1 protein-coding gene is annotated in these 259 nt (G+C 64.5%); it reads right to left on the minus strand.

Annotation, left to right across the window (positions count from 1 at the left end; translation table 11 throughout):
* Positions 1-259 (minus strand): TonB-dependent receptor domain-containing protein (locus tag SB765_RS31120; protein ID WP_410932690.1); only part of this gene is annotated, 259 nt, incomplete at both ends.

The following is a 259-nucleotide window of genomic DNA, read 5'->3' on the forward strand; positions in this document are numbered from 1 at the left end:
GCTTTTGCCGGGGGTGACTTGCTGGGTGCCCTGGCTGGTCTCGAACAGTGAAGGCAGGCGCAGGCCTTGGGTGTAGGTGACGTAGAAGAACGTGTCGGGTATCAGCTCGACATTGATGCCGAAAGCCGGCGCGAAGCCGCCGCCGCTACTGCTGCCCTGCGGGGTGTGGTCGTAGCCTGTGACCACGCTGCTGATGCCTTCTGGGTTGCCCTCCACGCGGGTCGCACCGAAGTCGTTGAAGCGCACGCCGTTGAACGGC

The organism is Pseudomonas sp. SIMBA_067 (assembly GCF_046534675.1).
Classification (GTDB): Bacteria; Pseudomonadota; Gammaproteobacteria; order Pseudomonadales; family Pseudomonadaceae; genus Aquipseudomonas; species Aquipseudomonas putida.